20 protein-coding genes are annotated in these 19,512 nt (G+C 73.2%); 15 read left to right on the top strand and 5 right to left on the bottom strand.

Going from position 1 to position 19,512, the window contains the following annotated elements; translation table 11 throughout:
- Positions 1-43: 43 nt before the first annotated feature.
- The 12 genes from P2F65_RS00560 (at position 44) to P2F65_RS00505 (ending at position 11,285) form a co-directional block, all read left to right on the top strand.
- On the top strand, positions 44-1,258 hold the full coding sequence (locus P2F65_RS00560; RefSeq protein WP_275803133.1) for a 4Fe-4S dicluster domain-containing protein: 1,215 nt from the start codon (positions 44-46) through the stop codon (positions 1,256-1,258).
- Positions 1,259-1,271: 13 nt separating this feature from the next.
- Positions 1,272-1,733 (top strand): cyclic nucleotide-binding domain-containing protein, encoded by a 462-nt coding sequence (locus P2F65_RS00555; protein ID WP_275803131.1) that lies wholly within the window; start codon positions 1,272-1,274, stop codon positions 1,731-1,733.
- Entirely contained in the window at positions 1,730-2,593 is an 864-nt protein-coding gene (locus P2F65_RS00550; RefSeq protein ID WP_275803129.1) for an FAD/NAD(P)-binding protein, read from the top strand. Before P2F65_RS00555 ends, P2F65_RS00550 begins: the two co-directional genes overlap by 4 nt.
- A 2-nt stretch (positions 2,594-2,595) precedes the next feature.
- Positions 2,596-3,438 (top strand): hypothetical protein, encoded by an 843-nt coding sequence (locus P2F65_RS00545; protein WP_275803128.1) that lies wholly within the window; start codon positions 2,596-2,598, stop codon positions 3,436-3,438.
- Positions 3,435-4,745, top strand: coding sequence for a Ni/Fe hydrogenase subunit alpha (locus P2F65_RS00540; RefSeq protein WP_275803126.1), 1,311 nt, complete (start codon positions 3,435-3,437; stop codon positions 4,743-4,745). The genes P2F65_RS00545 and P2F65_RS00540 overlap by 4 nt, the downstream gene beginning before the upstream one ends.
- A 5-nt stretch (positions 4,746-4,750) precedes the next feature.
- Positions 4,751-5,293 (top strand): hydrogenase maturation protease, encoded by a 543-nt coding sequence (locus tag P2F65_RS00535; protein ID WP_275803124.1) that lies wholly within the window; start codon positions 4,751-4,753, stop codon positions 5,291-5,293.
- Positions 5,280-5,570: a HypC/HybG/HupF family hydrogenase formation chaperone gene (locus P2F65_RS00530; protein ID WP_275803121.1), complete on the top strand. Its 291-nt coding sequence runs from the start codon at positions 5,280-5,282 to the stop codon at positions 5,568-5,570. Before P2F65_RS00535 ends, P2F65_RS00530 begins: the two co-directional genes overlap by 14 nt.
- Positions 5,567-6,499: a DMT family transporter gene (locus tag P2F65_RS00525; protein WP_275803119.1), complete on the top strand. Its 933-nt coding sequence runs from the start codon at positions 5,567-5,569 to the stop codon at positions 6,497-6,499. Before P2F65_RS00530 ends, P2F65_RS00525 begins: the two co-directional genes overlap by 4 nt.
- The gene (locus P2F65_RS00520; RefSeq protein WP_275803117.1) at positions 6,486-7,274 is read left to right on the top strand and encodes a DUF6390 family protein; all 789 of its coding nucleotides are present in this window, start codon (positions 6,486-6,488) and stop codon (positions 7,272-7,274) included. Before P2F65_RS00525 ends, P2F65_RS00520 begins: the two co-directional genes overlap by 14 nt.
- An 80-nt stretch (positions 7,275-7,354) precedes the next feature.
- A complete protein-coding gene (locus P2F65_RS00515) occupies positions 7,355-9,508 on the top strand; it encodes a SpoIIE family protein phosphatase (RefSeq protein WP_275803115.1) in 2,154 nt (717 codons plus the stop codon).
- Between the two features lie 43 nt (positions 9,509-9,551).
- Complete coding sequence (locus P2F65_RS00510; RefSeq protein ID WP_275803113.1) at positions 9,552-10,178, top strand: ATP-binding protein; 627 nt, start codon at positions 9,552-9,554, stop codon at positions 10,176-10,178.
- An 87-nt stretch (positions 10,179-10,265) separates the two neighbouring features.
- A complete protein-coding gene (locus tag P2F65_RS00505) occupies positions 10,266-11,285 on the top strand; it encodes a magnesium transporter CorA family protein (RefSeq protein WP_275803111.1) in 1,020 nt (339 codons plus the stop codon).
- A 118-nt stretch (positions 11,286-11,403) separates the two neighbouring features.
- Here P2F65_RS00505 and P2F65_RS00500 read toward each other — a convergent pair whose 3' ends face one another.
- The 3 genes from P2F65_RS00500 to P2F65_RS00490 all read right to left on the bottom strand — a co-directional run bounded on the left by P2F65_RS00500 (position 11,404) and on the right by P2F65_RS00490 (position 14,949).
- Entirely contained in the window at positions 11,404-12,306 is a 903-nt protein-coding gene (locus P2F65_RS00500) for an AbfB domain-containing protein (protein WP_275803109.1), read from the bottom strand.
- Between the two features lie 466 nt (positions 12,307-12,772).
- Complete coding sequence (locus tag P2F65_RS00495; protein WP_275803107.1) at positions 12,773-14,386, bottom strand: FAD-dependent monooxygenase; 1,614 nt, start codon at positions 14,384-14,386, stop codon at positions 12,773-12,775.
- Complete coding sequence (locus P2F65_RS00490) at positions 14,362-14,949, bottom strand: hypothetical protein (protein WP_275803105.1); 588 nt, start codon at positions 14,947-14,949, stop codon at positions 14,362-14,364. The genes P2F65_RS00495 and P2F65_RS00490 overlap by 25 nt, the downstream gene beginning before the upstream one ends.
- Positions 14,950-15,183: 234 nt before the next feature.
- Here P2F65_RS00490 and P2F65_RS00485 point away from each other — a divergent pair, with 234 nt between their 5' ends.
- Positions 15,184-15,399: a hypothetical protein gene (locus P2F65_RS00485; protein WP_275803103.1), complete on the top strand. Its 216-nt coding sequence runs from the start codon at positions 15,184-15,186 to the stop codon at positions 15,397-15,399.
- A gap of 42 nt (positions 15,400-15,441) precedes the next feature.
- Here the strand turns inward: P2F65_RS00485 and P2F65_RS00480 are convergent, their stop codons facing one another.
- Entirely contained in the window at positions 15,442-16,233 is a 792-nt protein-coding gene (locus tag P2F65_RS00480) for a hypothetical protein (protein WP_275803101.1), read from the bottom strand.
- A 510-nt stretch (positions 16,234-16,743) separates the two neighbouring features.
- Between P2F65_RS00480 and P2F65_RS00475 the strand changes: the two genes are divergently transcribed.
- Positions 16,744-17,475 (top strand): ATP-binding protein, encoded by a 732-nt coding sequence (locus tag P2F65_RS00475; protein WP_275803099.1) that lies wholly within the window; start codon positions 16,744-16,746, stop codon positions 17,473-17,475.
- 141 nt (positions 17,476-17,616) lie between these two features.
- Positions 17,617-18,288: a hypothetical protein gene (locus P2F65_RS00470; RefSeq protein ID WP_275803097.1), complete on the top strand. Its 672-nt coding sequence runs from the start codon at positions 17,617-17,619 to the stop codon at positions 18,286-18,288.
- A gap of 304 nt (positions 18,289-18,592) precedes the next feature.
- Here P2F65_RS00470 and P2F65_RS00465 read toward each other — a convergent pair whose 3' ends face one another.
- On the bottom strand, positions 18,593-19,420 hold the full coding sequence (locus P2F65_RS00465) for a UbiA family prenyltransferase (protein WP_275803095.1): 828 nt from the start codon (positions 19,418-19,420) through the stop codon (positions 18,593-18,595).
- Positions 19,421-19,512 lie beyond the last annotated feature (92 nt).

The raw sequence follows: 19,512 nt of genomic DNA, 5'->3' as shown, positions 1-19,512 counted from the left end.
GTGGTGAGGGAGAGATCTCGTTGGGCTCCTAGCGGGGGGCGTCATGGTGGACACACGGCTGATCGACGAGACCGGCCTGCAGTCCCTGCTCGACGCCCTCGTCGCGCGCGGCTACCGCGTGATGGGCCCCACGGTGCGAGGCGGTGCCGTCGTCAACGCGGAGATCACCGCGGTGGCCGACCTGCCGCGCGGCTGGGGCGACGACCAGGAGCCCGGCCGATATCGCCTGCGCCGTCGGGACGACGAGGCACTCTTCGGGTTCGCCGCCGGGGCGCAGTCGGCCAAACCGGTGTTCTTCCCGACCGACGAGCTGCTGTGGCGGGGGCAGCGCACGGCGGGCGGCACCGGCTTCGAGGTCGGTGGCGCGCCGGGCAGCCCGACCGGCGGGACCCACGTGGAGGACGAGGACGGCGCCGACCAGCGGCCCACTGCCCTGCTCGGCGTGCGCTCCTGCGACCTCAGCGCGGTCGGCATCCACGACACCGTGCTCACGGGCCGCGGCTTCACCGACGCGCACTACGCCCAGCGCCGCGAGGGGGCCTTCGTCATCGCGGTCGCCTGCTCCGACCCCGGCGGCACCTGCTTCTGTGTGTCGATGGGCACCGGACCGCGGCCCGAGCAGGGCCGCGGGGCGCCGTTCGACCTGTCCCTCACCGAGCTGCTGGAACCGGAGCACCGGTTCGTCGTCGAGGTCGGCAGCGAGCGGGGTGGGGCCCTGCTCGACGAGATCGGGGCGACGGCGGCCGCCGCGGGCGACCTGGCCGCGGCAGGTGCCGTGTCCGACCAGGCGGCGCAGCGGATGGGGCGCCGGCTCGACACCGACGGGATCCGCGACCTGCTCTACGCCAGCGTCGACAGCCCCCGGTGGGACGACGTCGCCTCGAGGTGCCTGGCCTGCACCAACTGCACCATGGTGTGCCCCACGTGCTTCTGCACCACGGTGGAGGACGTCTCCGACCTCAGCGGGGAGTCCGCCGACCGCCACCGCGTCTGGGACTCGTGCTTCAACGCGGACTTCTCCTACATCCACGGCGGCACCGTCCGCGATTCGACCCGGTCCCGCTACCGCCAGTGGATGACCCACAAGCTCGCTTCCTGGCACGACCAGTTCGGGTCCTCGGGGTGCGTCGGCTGTGGCCGCTGTGTCACCTGGTGCCCGGCCGGGATCGACATCACCGAGGAGGCGGCCGCTCTGCGCGGGGTGCGCGGCTCGAACCTCCCGGCACCCCTGAGCCCGCCCGACCCGGCGCCCGAGTGAGGAGACGACCGCCGTGCAGACCATCGCCGAGTACCTTCCCCAGCACCCCTTCTTCGCGGGTCTGCCGGAGCCGCTCGTCGCGCTGGTCGCGGGGTGCGCCGTCAACGTGCACTTCCACCCGGGCCAGCACCTGTTCCACGAGGGCGAGCCGGCGGACACCTTCTACGTGATCCGGCACGGCCGGGTCAGCCTCGAGGTGCATGCGCCCGCAGGCTCGCCGGTGGTCGTCGACAGCGCCCACGCCGACGACGTCGTGGGCTGGTCGTGGCTCGTGCCGCCCTACCGCTGGCTCTTCGACGCGCGGGCCACCGAGGAGACCAGCGCCATCGCCTTCGACGGCGCCTGCCTGCGCGACAAGTGCGACACCGACCCGGCTGTCGGCTACGCGATGCTGCAGCGGGTGGTGCAGGTGATGTCCACCAGGCTGCACTCCGCGCGCATCCGCCTGCTCGACGTCTACGGAGCCCCGGTATGACGGCGGTGGCCGGTGCCGGCTCCCGGGCAGCGCGCCCGCGCGACCCCTTCCTGCCCCGGCCGTTCGTCGTCCGGCGCCACCGGCAGGACACCCGCGACACCTGGACGCTCGTGCTCGAGCCGGTCGACGGGGTGCCGATGCCGTTCGCCGCCGGCCAGTTCACGATGATGCAGGCGTTCGGCGCGGGGGAGGCGCCGATCTCCATCAGCGGCGACCCGGCCCGGCCCGCGGTCCTCGAGCACACGATTCGGAACGTCGGCGCGGTCACGCGGGCGCTGGTGCACGCCGCACCCGGCGCCGAGCTCGGCATACGAGGTCCGTTCGGCACCGGCTGGGAGGTGTCGTCCGGACGCGGTGGCGACGTCGTCTTCGTCGCCGGCGGCATCGGCCTGGCACCCCTGCGCCCGGCCGTCCTCGAGGTGTGCGCCGACCGCGCGTCCTACGGCCGCGTGCTGCTGCTCTACGGCGCCCGCACCCCCGAGGACATCCTCTTCGGTGACGACCTGCGCCGCTGGGCCGCCGACCACGCCGTCGACGTGCAGGTCACCGTCGACAACGGACAGCACGCCTGGCAGGGGCGGGTCGGCCTGGTCACCCAGCTGGTGGAGCGGGGTGGCTTCGACGCCGTGAACACGCTGGCCCTCGTGTGCGGGCCGGAGGTCATGATGCGGTATGCCGCGATGGCCCTGCGCGCCCGCGGCGTCCCCCCGGCGCGGCTGCGGCTGTCGATGGAGCGCAACATGAAGTGCGGGGTCGGCCTCTGCGGCCACTGCCAGCTGCGCGAGTACTTCCTCTGCGTGGACGGCCCGGTGCTCACCTACGACGTCCTCGAGCCCCTGATGGCCCGGGCGGAGCTCTAGCCATGACCGTCACCGACCGATCCGACGCAACGGCCACCGAACGTACGCGGCCGACGCTCGCCGTGTGGAAGTTCGCCTCCTGCGACGGCTGCCAGCTCACGCTGCTCAACTGCGAGGACGAGCTGCTCCGCCTCGCGGGCGAGGTGGAGATCGCCTACTTCCCCGAGGCCACCCGCGCGGTGGTGGAGGGGCCCTACGACGTCTCGCTGGTCGAGGGCTCGATCACGACCCCGGAGGAGCTCGAGCGCATCCAGCACGTGCGCCAGGTGTCGCGCCGGCTGATCACCATCGGCGCGTGCGCCACGGCCGGCGGGATCCAGGCGCTGCGCAACTTCGGCGACGTCGCCGAGTTCCGCTCGATCGTCTACGCCCACCCGGAGTACCTGTCGACGCTGTCGCGCTCCACGCCGATCTCGGCGCACGTCTCCGTCGACTTCGAGCTGCGCGGCTGCCCGATCAACAAGCGCCAGCTGCTCGAGGTGCTCGCCGCGTCGATCCAGGACCGCAAGCCGCGGATCCCGTCGCACAGCGTGTGCGTCGAGTGCAAGCGGCGGGGCAACGTCTGCGTGACCGTGGCCCACGGGACGCCGTGCCTCGGGCCGGTCACCCAGGCAGGGTGCGGTGCCCTGTGCCCGAGCTTCGACCGCGGCTGCTACGGCTGCTTCGGCCCCCAGGACACACCCAACACCGTCTCGATCGCCCACGGGCTCAGAGAGCTCGGGATGAGCGAGCCCGAGGTAGTGCGCATCTTCCGGACCTTCAACGCGGCCTCGGAGCCGTTCCGCCGGGAGAGCGAGCGGCACGAGCAGGGAGGGCCACCGGCGGGAGAGGGGGAGGACGCATGAGCCACAAGCTCACCGACGGCGGCCAGGTGATGCACGTCGGCACCCTGGCGCGGGTCGAGGGCGAGGGGGCGATGCACATCGAGTACCGCGACGGCACGGTCACCGACGTGCAGCTGCGCATCTACGAGCCGCCCCGGTTCTACGAGGCGTTCCTGCGCGGCCGCGCCCACACGGAGCCGCCGGACATCACCGCGCGCATCTGCGGGATCTGCCCGGTGGCCTACCAGATGAGCTCGTGCTGGGCGGTCGAGGACGCCTGCGGGGTGGAGGTGCCGGAGGAGATCCGGCTCATGCGGCGGCTGCTGTACTGCGGCGAGTGGATCGAGAGCCACGCCCTGCACGTCTTCCTCCTGCACGCGCCCGACTTCCTCGGCTACGACGGCGCGGTCGAGATGGCTGCCGACCACCCCGACGTGGTCGAGCGGGGCCTGCGGATCAAGAAGGCCGGCAACGACCTCATGGACACCGTCGGCGGTCGATCGGTGCACCCCGTCAACGTCAAGGTCGGCGGGTTCTACCGGTACCCCACCCGCGAGGAGCTGCGGGCCGTGCGGCCCCGGCTGCAGCGGGCCCTCGACGAGGCGGTGCAGACCGTGAAGCTCGTGGCCGGGTTCGAGTTCCCCGACCTGGAGCAGCCCTACGAGTACCTCGCACTGCGGGCCGAGAGCGGGTACCCCATCGAGGCCGGGAGCGTCGTCACGTCCTCCGGCGGGGCCTTCGCCGTGCGCGACTTCACGAAGCACATCGAGGAGTTCCACGTCCCCCACTCCAACGCCCTGCACGCGCGCCTCGACGGCTCACCCGACCCCTACGTCGTGGGCCCGCTGGCCCGCTACTCCCTGAACGCCGACCGGCTCAGCGACGTGGCCCGGGAGGCGGCCCGCGAGGCCGGGCTCGGCGACACCTGCCGCAACCCGTTCCGCTCGATCATCGTCCGGGCCGTCGAGCTGGTGGAGGCCTACCACGAGGCGCTGCGCATCATCGACGGCTGGACGGGCAGCGGCCCGGCCAGCGTGCCCGTCCCGCCCCGGGCGGGCGAGGGCTTCGGCGCCAGCGAGGCGCCCCGAGGGGTGTTGTTCCACCGCTACGTCCTCGACGACGAGGGCATCATCCGCGACGCGCAGATCGTGCCGCCGACCTCGCAGAACCAGCCGAGTGTCGAGGCCGACCTGCGCACCATGGTGCAGAGCTGGTCCCAGCTCGACGACCACGCGCTGCAGCACCGCTGCGAGCAGGCCATCCGCAACTACGACCCGTGCATCTCCTGTGCCACCCACTTCCTCGACCTCACGGTGGACCGGGGATGACGGGCGTGAGGGGTGCTCCGACGGGGCCGGTCACCTCCCGACCGCTCGTGGTGGGGCTGGGCAGCCCGCACCGGGGCGATGACGCCGTGGGGGTCGTCGTGGCGCGAGGGGTCGCGGCGTGCCACGTGCCGGGCGTGGACGTCGTCGCACACGAGGACCCCACCGACCTGGTCGAGCTGTGGTCGGGCCACGAGCTCGCCGTCGTGGTCGACGCCGTCCGCTCCGGCTCGGAACCCGGCACCCTGACGGTGCTCGAGACGGGCGCGCTGGGTGAGCGGCTGCGCGAGTCTGCCTGGGGACGGACCGGTCGCGGTGGCACCCACGCGTTCGGCCTGGCCTCCGCCGTCGAGCTGGCCAGGGCGCTGCGCCGGCTGCCCGACCGGGTGGTGCTGGTGGGTGTCGAGGCGGCGTCGTTCGACCACGGCGCGCCACTGTCGCCCGCCGTCGCCGCCGCCGTGCCGACCGCCGTCGACCGCGTCCTCGCAGTCGTGCGGGAGGCGTCGGAGGGGACCACCACGCCGGAAGGAGCCGCCCGTGTGCCTGGGTGAGCTGGCCGAGGTGCTCGAGGCCCCGGACGTGGGCACCGCCGTGGTGCGGTCGTCCGTGCGCACCGCGACGGTGTCGCTGCTGACCCTCGACGGGGCCGTCGCTCCGGGCGACTGGCTGCTGTGCCACTCCGGCTTCGCCCTGCGCCGGCTGTCGCCGCAGGAGGCGTACGAGGCCGCAGCGCTGCGGTCCACCGCACCGTCGCGGCTCGCAGAGACCACAGAAGAGGCAGGGACCGCCGCACAGGCTAAGCCCACCGAACAGATGAGGGAGCCATGAACACCACCCGCCGCACCGGCATACTGCTCGCGCTCGTCACGGCCGCGATCAGCGGCTTCTCGGTCTTCGTGAACGCCTACGGCGTCAAGGCCTTCGACGACGCCACGGTGTACACGACAGCCAAGAACCTCGTGGCGGCGGCCGTGCTGCTCGCCGTCGTCGGGCTGGGCTCCCGAGCCGGGGCGCGCCTGACCGTGCCGCGCACGCGCGGCCGGTGGCTGGCCCTCGCGGCGGTCGGGGTGATCGGCGGCAGCGTGCCGTTCGTGCTGTTCTTCGAGGGGCTCAGCCGGGCGTCGTCGCCCCAGGCCGCCTTCATCCACAAGACCCTCGTGCTCTGGGTGGCGCTGCTGGCCCTTCCACTGCTGAAGGAACGCCTGCAGTGGGGCCACTGGGTCGCCATCGGCCTGCTGGTCGTCGGGCAGGTGGGCCTGGCCGGCGGCCTGCCCGGCGAGCTCGGCGCCGCCGGCGTCATGATCCTCGCCGCGACGCTGCTGTGGTCGGTGGAGGTCGTCGTCGCCAAGTGGCTGCTGGACGACGTGTCGTCGTGGACGGTCGGCGTGGCACGGATGGGCCTGGGCTCGGTGGCCCTCGTGGCCTGGCTCGCGGTCACCGGCCAGGCGGGTGCCCTGGGGTCGATGACCCGGGAGCAGCTCGGGTGGGTTCTGGTCACCGGTCTGCTGCTCGCCGGTTACGTCGCCTCGTGGTTCGCCGCCCTCGCCCGTGCGCAAGCTGTCGACGTCACGGCCGTGCTGGTGCTCGCGGCACCGGTCACAGCCGGCCTGGGCGCCGCCGTCAACGGCACCGCGCTGGCGCCCCAGGCGTTGTGGCTCGCCACACTGCTGCTCGGGGGTGCGGCGGCGGTGTGGCTCGGCTGGAGGGGCGCGGCGCGGCCCGTGCCTGAGAGCGGGACGGTCCGTGCCGGCGGGTAGCGCAGCGTCGGGGCTGCACGGGGCCCTGCGGTTCGCGGCGTACGCCTACCCGCCGAACGCGCTCGGCTACTGCGGGCCCGACGCGGCGCAGCAGCTGCTCGAGCAGGTCGCGGCCGGGGTCGACGACCCGGACCTGCGACGGCTGGCCCGCGGGTTCGAGGGCGCGTGGCCCTACCTCGAGCTCATCGCCGCAGCCAACCGGATCGGCGACCCCCTCGACGCGCGCGTCGTCGAGGCCTACTGGGTCGGGAACGAGCTGCTGGACCGGGTGGGTCCACGCCTGCTCGGGGACTCGCTCGAGGCGCGTTTCCGCGACCGTGCCGGCCGGCGTTCCTGGCCGAGGCTGGTCGACGCGGTGCCTGCCGGTGCGGTGCCGCACCACTCGTTCCACGTCTTCGGTGTCTACCCCTGGCTGGGGCTGCTCCGCGAGGGCCGGGTGGACGAGCCGCTGCACGTGCTCGACCGCTGCCGCGTGCGCTGGGGACACGTGATGGAGGTCCGGGGGCCGGAGGCGGTCGTCCGGTCGCGGCCGCTGTGCTGGGACGGCCGTCGCCTGCACCTGGGCGAGGAGCGCGAGGAGCGGGCCCTCCTGCGGGTCGACGGCCTCGGGCTCGCCGGGGGCGTCTCGGCGGGCGACTGGTGCTCGCTCCACTGGGAATGGGTGTGCGAGCGGCTCGACCGTCGCGGGTTGGCTGCCCTGTGCCGCCAGACCCTGCGGCAGCTCGCCGTGGTCAACAGCACGCCGTTCCCGGCGCCGGCAGCCGTCCTGGCCTGAGGCCGCGACTCGGGAGCCTCGGTCCTACGGATTCCGCGAAATGCTGTTCGGGCAGCGAGCAGACTGTGATGATGTGCGCTGTGAGTGGCGAACGGCGTGACTGCTGGCCTGCCGACCCGGGCCTGCTCGACGCCTTCGGCGACGCGGCTCTGCTCGTCGACCGCTCCAGTCGGGTCACGTACGCGAACGCCGCGGCCCGAGGGACCGTCGGGGCACCGGCGTCCTCCGCCCGGCTCGAGGGCGCTGACCTCCCCAGCGAGGTCTTCGACGGGGCCGAGCACGCGCGCCTCGTGGCGGTCGCCGAACAGGTGCTGGCAGGGACGCCGTGGACAGGAACCGCGGCGCTTCTCACTGCTGCTGGTCCGGTGCAGCGCCGGGTCACCCTCACTCCGATGTGGCGGGACGGGGCGGTCGTCGGGATGCTCTGCGTCGCGACCGCGATCGACGGGCCGGCGCAGGGGGATGTGGACAGGGACGGCCGGCTGGGCCCCGCCAGCAGCCTGGCCCGGCTGGCCCGCGTCACCTCCGAGCTGGCCGTGGCCGAGTCGGTGGACGCGGTGGAGCGCATCATCATCACCCACGCGGCAGACGCCGTCGGGGCGCCGATCGCGACCCTGACCCTGCGCGACGGCGACGACGCGCTGCGCATCATCGGCCTGCGGGGCCTCCAGGAGAGCGACGCGCGTCGGTGGAGGCGCTACCCGCTGGCCATCGGAACGCCGTCCAGCGAGGCCGTGCGCACCGGCCGGGTGGTCACCGTGGTCGGGGCGGCGGAGCTGACGCGGCGGTTCCCCGACGTCATCGGGGACACCCCGGTACCCGACCAGTCGATCGTCGCCCTGCCGTTGAGGGCGTCTGACCGGACCCTCGGCGCGATCGCCCTGTCCTTCCAGGGCCGCCGTCCCGTCGACGCAGCCGAGCTGGAGTTCCTCGAGATCGTCGCCGACACGTGCGCCCAGGCGCTCGAGCGGATCGGCGTGTCCGAGGAGGTGGCCGCCCAGACCGCCAAGCTCCAGTTCCTGGCTGACGCCTCGGCCGAGCTCGCCAGCAGCCTCGACTACGAGACCACCTTGGCGCGCGTGGCCCAGCTGGCCGTCCCCACGTTCGCCGACTGGTGCGGCATCGACGTCGTCGACGGCACCCGCCTGAACCGGCTGGCCGTCGCCCACGTGGACCCGGCCAAGGTCGAGCTGGCCCGGTCCCTCCAGGACCGCTACCCCGCGGACCCGGACGCCCCGGTTGGTCCGTGGCAGGTCATCCGGTCGGGCACGAGCCTGCTCGTCCCGGAGGTCACGGACGAGATGCTCGTCGCCTCCGCCAAGGACGAGGAACACCTCCGGATCGCGCGCGACCTCAGGCTCTGCAGCGCCCTCACCGTGCCGCTGTCCGCCCGGGGCAGGGTGCTGGGAGTCATGACCTGGGCGGCCGCGGAGTCCGAACGGCACTTCGGGCCGTCGGACCTCGCGTTCGCCGAGGACCTCGCCCGCCGGGCCGCCGTGGCGATCGACAACGCCGAGCTGCACAGCCAGACGCTGGTGGCCGCGGTGCAGCTGCAGCAGGCTGTGCTGCCCGAAGCCATGCCCAGCCTCCCGGCATGGGAGATCGCGAGCCACTACAGCCCCTCGGGCCGCACCGAGGTCGGCGGCGACTTCTACGACGCCATCCCGATCGGCGGCGGCCGGCTGGCCGTGTTCGTGGGCGACGTCATGGGCCGGGGGGTCCGCGCCGCCGCCGCCATGGCGCAGATGCGGTCGGCCGTGCGTGCGTACGCCGCCGTCGACCCCTCGCCCGAGGCGGTCATCCGCAGCCTGGACCTGATGCTCGATCGCTACGGGTCCGAGCAGCTGGTCACGCTTCTCTACATGGTGCTCAACCCCCGCCACGACGAGCTGATGATCGCCAACGCGGGCCACCCGCCCGGGGTGATCCTGCGCGGCGACCTCAGCACCGAGCAGCTGCCCTACGCAGACGGGGCACCGCTGGGCGCCGGGCGGCAGCGCCGGAGGCAGTCGCGGGTGCCCTTCCGGGCTGGAGACACCTTGCTGACGTTCACCGACGGGCTCATCGAGCGGCGCGACGAGGACATCGACCAGGGGATGAAGCGGGTCCACGACGCGATGCCCGACCTCGTCGGCCGCGGCGTGGCCGACGGACTCGCCGACCTCGTGGACCGGTTGCGGGAGCCGTCCCACGACGACGACGTCGCCGTGCTGGCCGTGCGACGCACCGAGTGAGGTCGCACGTCCCTGTGGCAGTCGACCGGAGGAGCGAGCCACGATGACGGTCGCCTGTTCCTGCACGAGTGAGCACACGCCGCGCCGGGTGGTGGTGACCGGCGGCCCCGGAGCAGGGAAGACTGCACTGCTCGAGCTGCTCCGGCACGCGGTGTGCCGCCACGTCCACATCCTCCCCGAGTCCGCCGGTGTGGTGTTCGGGGGCGGTTTCCCGAGGGAGGAGGACCCCGCCTGCCGGCAGGCCTCCCAGCGCGCCATCTTCCACGTGCAGCGTGAGCTCGAGGTGGTCGGTGACGCCCACCGCCCGGCCATCGTGCTGTGCGACCGTGGGACGGTGGACGGGGTTGCCTACTGGCCGGGAGACCCCGCGGAATTCTGGGCCTCGGTGCACACCGACCCGCGGCGCGAGCTGGAGCGCTACGGCGCCGTGATCCACCTGCGCACGCCGTCCCCGGGACGCGGCTACAACCATCGCAACCCGCTCCGCACGGAGTCACCGGAGGCGGCGGCCGAGATCGACGAGCGCATCCTGCAGGCGTGGTCGGCCCACCCGCGCCGGTTCGTCATCGAGTCCTCGCCCCGCTTCGTCGACAAGGCCATGCGGGCCATCGAGATCCTGCACGCCGAGCTGCCCGAGTGCTGCGCCCACGGCCCGGAGCTCCACCGCTGAACGTCCAGCGCCGAGACGGCGCGTGGGAGGCAGACGCTGTGCCGGAACCGGGGTTCGCCGACCCCGGCTGTGCGGGAGACTGCCGGTGTGACCACCGAGATCGCGCACAGCGTCCGCACCAGGCTGTGGCGCCGGTCGGGGGACGTCGTGGACGGTTTCCCGCTGGACGAGCTCTCGGACCACCTGCAGGACCACGACTGCCTGGTGTGGGTTGACCTGTGCGGCCCGAGCCGGGCAGGGCTCGACAAGCTGGCCCAGGAGCTCCTGCTGGACCCCCACGCGGTCGAGGACTCCGTGGCGTCGGCGGAGCGGCCGAAGGCCACCCGGCACGCGACCCACACCTTCGTGACCGTCTACGCCACCCGCCTCCCCTCGGGCGACAACGGGCAGCACGGAGCGGTGGAGTCGCGGCTCGAGCTGCAGAGGCTGTCGGTGTTCGTCCTGCCCGGCGGTGTCGTGACGGTGCGCCCCGACGACCGGTTCGACATGGACGAGGTGGTCCAGCGGTGGAGTGACCACCCCGACCTCGTCAAGCAGGGCTCCGGCGCCCTCCTGCACGGCCTGCTCGACGTCGTGGTCGACGGGCACTTCGACACCATCCAGGCGATGGACGACGCGATCGAGCTGCTCGAGGACGCCCTCTTCGCCGAGAGCGGCACCCGTCGGCTCCAGGAGCGGACCTACCGGCTGCGCAAGGAGCTGGTCCAGCTGCGCCGGGTCGTGCTGCCGATGCGTGAGGTCGTCAACACCGTCATGCGGCACCAGTCCGACCTCGGCGGGGGGCAGGGCGAGCTCGACGGCTGGTACACCGACCTGTACGACCACGTCCTGCGCGCCTCGGAGTGGACCGAGTCTCTGCGCGACATGGTCACGACGGTCTTCGAGACGAACATCGCGTTGCAGGACGCCCGGTTGAACGTCGTCATGAAGAAGCTGACGGGCTGGGCAGCGATCATCGCGGTCCCGACTGCGGTGACGGGGTGGTTCGGCATGAACGTCGCCTACCCCGGCATCGGCAAGACCTCCGGTTTCGTTGCCAGCGTGGTGGTCATCTCGGTGCTGGCCCTCACCCTCTACGTGCTCTTCAAGCGCCGCGGCTGGATCTGAGGCGCCGGTCTCAGGGCACAGGTCACGGGTGTCTACCAGGGCAGTGCGCACCACTCGCGGAACAGCGAGAGGGCGCCCGGGGGGCGCCCTCTCCTTCGACGTTCCGCAGACGCCGCGATCAGCGGATGAAGTCCACGCCGGTGGGCGGCAGGTCCCTCACCTGGATGGTGCGGTTGGTGGGATACCTGTTGCCGTTCCAGTTCTGTTCCGAGACAACGAACGACGTCGCGTTGCCGTAGGCGTCGCGCGCAACGCGCTCGACGTGGGCGACGTGGCCGGTCGTCGAACCGGCGCCCATGACGCTGCGCTGGAACACCACCACGGCGCGCTCGGACGGGGCCTTGGACACCGGGCGCCCAGCACGGCGTGCCTGCTCCGTCCACAGCTCCGCGTTGCCACTGACCGTGCCAGACAGGTCGGGACGCTTGTAGAGGGCCCAGTCGGTGCACTCGCCACGACCCTGGGTGCCATTCGCGGCGGGCTTGCGGTGCCAGGTGGAGTCACGGTCGAACAGGACGCTGCCGTCGGCCCTGTTCAGCCACAGCTGGAAACCGCTGTGCCGGATGAAGTGGCCCGGGTAGTTGACCGACTCGAACTTCCACTCTCCGTAGCCGAGCTCGCGCGCCGTGAACGTCGCGTCCTGCCTGAAGAGCTGGCTTCCGTCGGGCGCCGCCAGCTTGATCCGCCAACCCTGGTGCCGCAGGTAGTGGCCGCGGTAGTTGGCCGACTCGAAGCTCACCGTGCCCGCCGCACCGGTGAGGCCGCCGCGCACGATGAACGTCGCGTCCTGCCGGTCCAGACCGCTCCACAGGGGCGTGATCTCGCCCAGCCAGTTGCGGTGCCGGATGTAGCGTCCGGGGTAGTTCTTGGACTCGAACGACACGACCTGGTCATACGGCACCGCTGCCGCGGAAGGTTGCGCTGTGACGAGCAGAAGACCGCCGAGGCTGCCCAGGAGGGCGAGAACGACGACGAGGCGGCGCAGTGAGCGCGCGGCGAGCGTCGGAAATGAGGAAGGCATGTGGTCGGCTCCGATCAGGGGTGAGGGTGGGGCAACAACCTCAATGTCGCCCGTGGCCGGCGCACCGGATACCCACCCTAGGGATGGACCGTCCCACCCCTGCTCGTCGAATTCGCTGAGTCCGAGCCAAAACTCGGGCAAGAGGACGGGGCATGACCACCCAACCGCGTCCTCGCGGGATGACCTCGGCCTTGGGCTGGGGGCCGTGAGCACACTGCCTATTGTCGCCGGAGCTGTGATGACCATCCTCGGTACCGTTCTGATCCGGCTGCCAGGCCCTGGCTACCCGCTTCTCATCCTCGGCGGCATCCTCCTGCTCGCTGTTCTCGTGACCCGCACGACCCTGAAGCGGGTTCACGAGAGGCGTCCTGACGGCCGCACGGCCACCCCCACCCCCGACCCGCGGGAAGCACGACGACGACCCGTGGTACCCGTCCCAGGTCAAGAGTCCACGGGCGTGCCCCTGTCACAGCGCGCCGACCAAGTCGAGCCACGGGGCGAGTCCGCCGTCGTCCGCGTGATCCGTGCGGAAGCCCACATGTCCATCGGGCCGGACGGCGAGCAGGCCTGTGCCCGACCAGCTCTCGACCCGGTGGATGCTCACCGGTGCGTGCGGAGGCAGCCAGTCCGGGACGACACCGTCCCGCTGCAGCAGCACGTGTATGCCGGGGGTCGCGGTCCGCTCGTGCAGGCGGGTCCGGCGCCCCCCGCAGGTCACTGCTGCGTCCGGCAGCCGGTCGCCGGGCTGTGCACCCCTTCGGTTCCGGCCGGCGTCGACGGACAGGGGACTGGCGCGGTAGCGCACCCAGCCCTGGGACAGCACGCGCACCACCTCCGCCATCGGCAGGCGCTGCCGGAGCACAAACGGGACCAGGGGCGCCGCGAGCGGCACGAGCGTCCCGCGCAGGAAGGCCGCCAGCGGGTTGGCGGAGGCCTCGGCGAAGAAGACCAGGTGGGTGAGCGCGAGCACCTCCCTCGCGACGGGGCGGCGTTCCATCTCGTAGGAGTCGAGCAGAGCCGAGCTGTCGTGCACCTGGTTCGTGGCAGGCAGGGCCCCGGCACCGGACCGCGACGGGGCTGCAGCGGCGCGACGGGCGGCGAAGGCCAGCTTCCAGCCGAGGTTGAGCCCGTCGAGGATGCCGGTGTTCATCCCCTGAGCGGCAGCCGGCGAGTGCGTGTGCGCGGCATCGCCGGCGAGGAAGAACGGCCCCTGCCGGAAGGAGCGTGCCAGCCGGTGCTGCAGGGGGACGACCGCCGACCAGCGCAGTTCGGTGAGGCTCGCGCCCATGCCACCGGCGTCCAGCAGCGCCTGCACCTCGCCGGCCGGCACCGCGGGCCCCGGCTGCCCGTACGCGAGCCCGCTGCAGGTCGTGGGACGGGTCGCCAGGACCCGCCACGTGGCGCCCTCACCCAGTGCGAAGACGAACACCAGCCCGGAACGGCCGGCAGCGACGTGCAGCACGCCGGGGGAGAGGCCGCCGTCGAGCTCCGCATCCGCGAGCACGACCTCCTCGCCGTAGGGGCCGCCGTGCCACCCGGTGCCCATGACGCTGCGCACCGTGCTCGACTGCCCGTCGCACCCGGCGACGAACCGGACCGTGGCCTCCTCGAGCCGCCCGGCAGCACTCAGGGTGGCCCGCGCGAGGCCGTGGCCTGCCGCGGCGGCCACCAGCTCCGTGCCACGCTCGACCTCGACGCCGCGCTGGCCCAGCGCGTCCGTCAGGGCCTCCTCGACGTCCATCTGCCGGATCATCGTCAGGTGCGGGTATGCCGTGTCGGCAAGCGCCACATCGGCAAGCCGTGTGGAGACGGTGCGGCTGCCGAGGTGCAGCTCGGCGCGCGGCGCGCGGTCGCCGACCTCGAGCAGGCGGTCTGTCACGGCGAGCGGCCGCAGTCCCTCCAGCGTGCGGGGGTGGACGATCATCGCCCGCGAGGGCCGGAACGCGTCGGTCCTGCGCTCGACCACCCGCACCCGGGCGCCGTGGGCCCGCGCCTGGAGTGCGGTGGCCAAGCCGGCCGGTCCGGCACCCACGACCAGCACGTCCACCTCCGGGGTCAGGCCGCCACGACGCGCCACCACGCGGCCCCACCGACGTCGGTCGCGGCAAAGCGGTCGAGCAGTGCGGGTTCGGCGAGCACGGCGTCACGCCCCAGCCCCGGCAGCACCCGGTAGTCGATGGAGCCCGGCTGCGACACGAGCTCGAGCACGCGCCAGAGTGAGCGCGCGTAGGCGTCAGCGCGGGTGGGACCGTCCCACTCGTAGAGCCCCCGGTAGAGCCCGCGGGCGTCGTGGGCGAGCCAGAGCTTGGAGACGAACCCGGGGAACCCGACGAAGAGGGGCGTGTTCAGCAGGCTCTCGGCCCGGAAGACCGGATGCGCCCGGCCGCGGACGAGCCGGAGCCTGAACGACACCACGAGCACGCACGGGGCCGCCGGTGTCCGGCGCACGGCGGTCTCGCGGTACACGCGCCCGGACGTCCCGTCCGCGAAGGGGATGACGCGTCCGACCTTGTCGCGCGGGCGGAGGACCTCTCGCCGACGGAGCATGCCGGCCGTGACGAGGACCGACCGGGCCACGGCGCGCCAAGCCGCACCTCGCGGCAGGGGCGCCGCTGCACTCAGGGGACGCGCTGGGGTGATCACCCCTTCACGGTGCGCCGGGCGAGGGGCCCCGCGACAGGGAGGAAGGTCCCCTCCACCGGCCTGGCAGCACCTGCACCGGTCAAGCGTGGAACGAGGGGATTGCCGGGTGGGCTCGGTGGCACCTCACCTGAAACGACGAGGCCGGGGTCAGCCGTTCGGGTGAACTGCGCTGCCCTGCGCGCGAAAGTGGGTCCGTCCCCGTAACCGGGGCGCGCGACCGTGCGTTGAGCGGGCATGGTGACGATGCCGGTGGACCCCGAGCTGACCGACCAGGACCTCGGGTCCGAGATCGAGCTGCTCGCCGACGTCATCGACGGGGCCAGCGAGGCGCCCTCCGTGCTGAGCCAGCAACAGGTCGACAGCCTGCTCGGGGTGAGCCCCGCACCCACCGGCGAGGAGCGGTCCCGCTCCACCGGCGAGGAGTCCGGCGCCACCGGGGACGGGCCCTGACCGGGACTGCACCCGCCACTGCCGGCTGGTCTGCCGGCGCCGCTACAGGCGCCTGCCCGACAGCAGCCGGGCGGAGAGCTGCTGCCAGTCCTGCCGAGCGCAGGAGGTGTACTGCGTCCACGAGGCCCCCATCGCCCTGGCCATGCAGTCCGCTGCGAGCTCGACACCGGTGCGGCCCGACCCGCCGAAGGCAGCGTTCGTGGCGCTCTTCGCGGCTCGCCAGTCACCACCGTAGGCGCGGACGGTGACGACGTGGGCGTACTCGTGGCGCACCACCGAGTCGAGCAGGCCTGGGCTGACAGCGGGGGAGATGAAGATCTCGCTCGTCGCCAGATCCGTTGCCCCCCAGTGGCCGTAGCGTGAGGTGACGCTCCACCGGATGCCGCCCGCGGAGTAGCCGGGGATGCGGGCGATCGCGGCATCGAGCGCCGGCCAGCCGGTGGGTCCGCTCGACCGCCTCGGCGGTGCGGGTGGCGGTGCGGGTGGCGGTGCGGGCCTCGGCTTCGCCTTGGTCGGTGGGGGCGGCGTCCTCGTGCCGCCGGGACGGGTGGCCGGGGGTGTCTTCTTCGTCGTGCTCGAGGGGACGAGGGCCGTGGGCCGGGCCGGCCGGCCGGTCGATGTCGTCGACGTGGGCCGGGCCGACGTGGAACGGGGCCGGACCAGGTCCTTCTCGGCCGAGGTGGCGGTGGGCGTGCGGCTCACGTCAGGAGGTCGGCTCGGGCTGGCGGCTGTCCCCACCGCCGGTGGGGTGCCCGTCCCGCCCGCGGCGGACGAAGCCCACATGACGGCGACCGCGGCGCCCGTCAGGCTCACGACCAGCATCTTCGACGCCATGGTCCCCCCTCCGGCGCGGCGACCTCGTGCGCTCCCGCGGGAGCGGGACGAGGGCGCGACCAGCCCAGGGCCTTGACGGTAGGGAGAGTGAGACCCGGCCCAAACAGCCTGCGGCCGTAGGACATTCGTGCCATGTGGTGGAGCCGTCAGCGGTGGATGTCCTAGTACAGGCGCCCCAGTCGGCTGCCACGAGAGCTCGACAGGTGGGGCCTGATCTCGGCCCCGCTGCTCGCCCTAGTCTCCGCAGGACCGACGGCGTAGCGTTGCACCGAGCAGTTCGACGTCGGCGACCGCGTCGCAGGGGGATGTCGGGCTGCCAGCCCGCCGGTCTGGCTGGCACACAGGGAGCCTGCGATGTCTGGTCCTACACGCTCGGCAGGCGCCGCGGGTTCCGGCGCCACCCCGCGCAGACGCGCACGGCGTCCGGCTGTCCGGGGAGCGCGCGGGGGCTCCGGGAAGGGTGCGGAGCGAGGGTCGTGGGCAGGCGCGAACTGGTCGGCGCCGGCGCCGATGGGCGCCACCGGGCGGGTCTCCGCCTACCCGCTGCGGGGCGTGTGGCTGATCGAGGTCGAGCCTCCCTACGACGACACGGCCGACGACGTCGACCACAGCATCCAGCTCGCCCTCGCCGAGTGCCCCCGCGGCGTTGTCTGCAGCTTCACCGGACCCCTGGCGGGCACCTCCGACGAGGCGCTGGACGTGCTGGCGTCAGCCGGTCGGCACGTCGCCGACTGGCCGGCCGTGCCGGTGGTGTTCGCCTGCCGTGACGTCGGTGCCCCAACGCACTTCGCGGGACGTGAGGGTGCTGACCACCTGAGCTACGCCTCCTCGATGCTGCACGGCTGGACCCAGGTGATGAGCCGTCGTGCGCCACGCAGCGCCCACCTGCGGCTGAGTCCGGGAGCGATGGCGGCGCGCAACGCGCGCCGCTTCCTGATCCGGTGCTGCCTCGACTGGAGTCTCAACCAGCACCTCGCATCGGGCCCCCTGGTCGTGAGCGAGCTGGTCACGAACGCGATCCAGCACGCCAACACCGACATCGACGTCTTCCTGGCCGGGGACGGGGCCCGTCTGCGGGTGGGCGTGCGTGACCGCAACCCCGCGCCCCCGGTGACCCGCCTGACGGCGCCGGATGCCCCCGCGGGGCGCGGCCTGCGCGTGGTGCAGGCACTGGCTCGGGGGTCGGGCGCACTTCCCACTGTCGATGGAGGCAAGTTCGTGTGGGCCGTGCTGGGGCCCTGAGCCTGAGCCTGAGCCCCGAGCGCCGGGTCCTGAGCCGGCGGGCAGGGGCTCGATGGACGTCGTCTGCGTTGCCGCCCGCCTCGGGCTGCTGCAGGGTGGAACCAGCCGGCCCACGGGGTCGGCCCGAGGGTGGAGGTCACCATGGGGTTCCTGGACCGGCTGCTCGGCCGTGAGCCGAGGACGCAGCAACCGCCGTACGCACCGCCGCCGCCGGATCATTCCGTGCCGGACGGGGGGCTGCGCCCAGCAGCCGGCCCTGACGAACGAGCCGTCGCCCGCTACCGGTACCTGCTGCGCACCGCCCCGCCCGAGGCGCTCGAACAGGTGCACGCGGAGGCCTTCGCACGGCTCACGCCCGAACAACGCAGCCAGGTGCTCGCCGAGCTCAGCCGGGACCTGCCGGCGGGGGAGCGGCCACCCGGTGCGGACCCACAGTCCCTCGCCCGCTCCGCGACACGTGCCGAGCTGCGACGGCCCGGCTACCTCGAGCACGCCTTCAGCCGGGGACGCTTCGGTGGCAGCGCCGGGGGCACGGGTATGGGTATGGGTGGCAGCATCGTGGGCTCGATGATGGGAACCATCGCCGGCGTGGTGATCGGCTCGGCCCTCGCGGATGCGCTCTTCGACGGGTACGCAGACTCGCCGGAGGCGGCCGAGGCCGGCGACACCGGCGGCGCGGACACGGGCACAGCCGACACCAGCACGTCAGACACCGGCAGTGCGGAAGCCGGTGGCGCCGACTATGCGGGTGGCGACTTCGGTGGTGGGGGTTTCGGAGACTTCGGCGGGGACTTCGGCGGCGGCGACTTCTGACGTGCGGACCCGGTGACTAGTCACCGGTGCACTGGCGCTGCTGGAGGCGGGTGGCCCCCGGCCCGGGGCGAGGGCGGGTGTTCTCCACAACCAGTCCTGTGGACGGACGGCTCCACGCACCGGCGCCTGTGGGCAGACGGACGAGGGCGTGTCACCGTGCCGGTTCGACGGGGAGTTGGCCTGCGCCGATGTGACCACGACCTGACCAGGCGCGGTCCGCGTGAGCGGCGAGCCGGTCTAGTACATCGGGACTAGGGAGCCACTGCCCACCTGGCCGACCGTCTCGACGGGGCCACCGCGCGGCTCAGGCGCCCGTCACCAGGGCAGCGACGTCGAGTGCGGCGATGCCCACCGCCGCCACGAACGGGGTCCGGCCGCGTCCCACGACCGCGACCGCCGCCAGGAGCAGGCACATCGCGAAGACCGCCCACGCCCAGGGAGACGGGGGGCCCGGCGGACCGAGCAGGGCGACAGCCGAGGCCACGGTCAGCACGGTGGGCGCCAGGCGGCGCACCACGCGCGCCCCGAGGCGGTGCGGCAGCCCGCGCACACCCGTCTGCTCGTCGTCGGCGAGGTCCGGCAGGGCGTTGAGCAGGTGGGCACCCACGCCGAGCAGCGCACCCGCAGCGACCACCCAGGGAGCGGGCCAGCTGGGGGCGGGGAGGGCCAGGGTGACGACGGCGGGCAGGGCGCCGAACGCCACGGCATACGGCACCGCCGACCAGGCGGTGCGCTTCAGGCCGAGGTTGTAGGCCCAGCCGGAGGCGACGCCGAGCAGCAGGTGCACGGCGGCGGCGGCCGCACCACACGCCAGGGACAGCGTCACGCACAGGAACCCGGCCACGCCGACGGCGAGGCGCACCACCGCCTCCGGCACCTCTCCACGGGCGACCGGCTTGTCCAGCCGTCCGACGACCCGGTCGCGGCCGGCGTCGACGAGGTCGTTGGACCAGCCGATCGTGAGCTGCCCGGTGCCGACGGCGGCCGTGACCAGCGCGCCGGTGCCCAGGCCGTGGCCGGACCCTGCGGCCAGCAGCGCGGTCAGCGTCGTCACGGCGACGGTCGGCCCCGGATGGCAGGCTCGCGCCAGTGAGGGGAGCACCGGCGGAAGGCCGGGGAGGAGGCTGCGCACGGGGCGAGCGTACGGCGAAGGGCGCGCGGTGACGGGTGGTCGGCGACGTGGAGTACGGCGTCCAGGCCGCGCAAGGGGGCCTGCTGTGCCTA

The sequence above is a fragment of the Knoellia sp. p5-6-4 genome (assembly GCF_029222705.1).
GTDB lineage: Bacteria > Actinomycetota > Actinomycetes > Actinomycetales > Dermatophilaceae > Pedococcus_A.
Note: the sequence above shows the minus strand (reverse complement) of the source record. Positions and strands in the feature narration are given on the sequence as shown.